2 protein-coding genes are annotated in these 1624 nt (G+C 63.1%); one reads left to right on the plus strand and one right to left on the minus strand.

Annotated features, from left to right (window positions below; all coding sequences use genetic code 11):
- Nucleotides 1–802 (plus strand): type IIL restriction-modification enzyme MmeI (locus ACLN58_RS21945; RefSeq protein ID WP_415857327.1); only part of this gene is annotated, 802 nt, incomplete at its 5' end.
- Between the two features lie 17 nt (nt 803–819).
- Here the strand turns inward: ACLN58_RS21945 and ACLN58_RS21950 are convergent.
- The coding region (locus ACLN58_RS21950; RefSeq protein ID WP_415857328.1) for a type IIL restriction-modification enzyme MmeI at nt 820–1624 on the minus strand (805 nt) is incomplete at its 5' end.

Below are 1624 nucleotides of genomic sequence, written 5' to 3' on the forward strand. Positions count from 1 at the left end.
TTGGCGAGAGGAACGTGCGCGCGAGTACCCGTTGCCGTACGCCCGCCTCGCCGAGCGCGTCAAGCCTGAGCGACAACGCAAGAAGCCGAGCGGCAACTATGCACTCCGTAAGCCATTGCCGGAGCGGTGGTGGCAGTACGGCGAGAAGAGGCCGGCACTGCGAGAGGCGCTCGCAGAGTTGTCGGAGATGCTGGTCATCGCACGTGTCAGCAAGACGGTAATGCCGCTGCGGGTGCTGACAGGTCAGGTTCCGAGCGAGCAACTGGTTGTTTTCGCCGCTGATGACTACGGCGCCCAGGCGGTCTTGTCATCAAGCCTCCACCAGCTGTGGGCGATCACCTACGGGTCGACCCTAGAGACCCGAGTCCGCTACACGCCATCGGACGTATTCGAGACGTTTCCCCTCCCCACGACCACCGAACGATTGACCGCTGCTGGAGCGGCACTGGACCAAGACAGGCGTGAAGTGATGCTGCGCCGTGGCCTCGGCCTTACCAAGCTATACAACCTGGTCAACGACCCGGCGCTGCAAGGTGACACCGACATCACACGCCTCCGCGACATCCATGTCGAGATTGACGAAGCCGTCTTCGCGGCATATGGCTGGGACGACCTGCGGCCGGTACACGGCTTCCACTCCTACCGCCAAGCGGAGCGATGGACACTCGGAGCGGCGTCGCGCGTCGAGGCGCTCGACCGCCTGCTGCATGAGAATCACCGCCGAGCTGGGATCAGGAACGCGAGCTTGACGCTGGACACAGCGAGCAATCCGGACGCGGGCGCAAACACGCTGTTCGACTGATTAGCGGGGCAACGACATCACTGGAAGAGCAGCCCGGCCTCGTCTTCATCGTCGTCTCCGCTGTCGACCACCATGACATGTTGCCGTTCCTGGTTAGCCCGACGATGGTTCTCGTCAAGAAGTCGGTCGAGCAGCTCGACTCGCGCGGTCGGACCGACAGTCCAGCGTTGCATTTTCCGAAACGTGTGAAACCCATGATTAGAGTCGACGTCTGCCCATCCGTAAGCGTCCAACACGGCACGGTCTAGTTCGATGTGAAGCTCTCGCATGCGGCCGACGTCGGGATCGGAGAGCGCGCTCAGTTCCGGGTCATTCACGAGGTTATAGAGCTTGGTGAGGCCGAGGTCACGACGAAGCATGATCGTCCGACGCTCGGCATCGAGCGATCTGCCGAGCTCTGTGAGCGTGTGAGTTGTTGCGGGCCGCGGGAACGTTTCGAAGACATCGGATGGGGTATACCGAGGATCGTTGCGCATTCCCGACCCGTAGGTGATCGCCCACAGCTGGTGGAGGCTTGATGACAAGACCGCCTGCGCACTGTAGCTGGCGGAGGCGAACACGACGCAGGCTTCGCTGGCCACCGAACCGGTCGGAACTCGAAGGGGCATTACGGTCTTGCTGACACGAGCGATGGCCAACACCTCCGGCAAGTCGGCGATGGCCTTGCGCATTGCGGGACTGCGCCGCCCGTACTTCCACCAGTTCCGTGCTCGGTCATCCGCGGTTGCGTTACGACCCCGCAGCCTCTCCCGCTCCGGCTTGACCACGTCTCGCACCCGTGCGAACGGCACCGGATACGTCGCCGCCTCGGCCTCAGGGCGG

The sequence above is a fragment of the Sinomonas sp. G460-2 genome (assembly GCF_047759905.1).
GTDB lineage: Bacteria > Actinomycetota > Actinomycetes > Actinomycetales > Micrococcaceae > Sinomonas.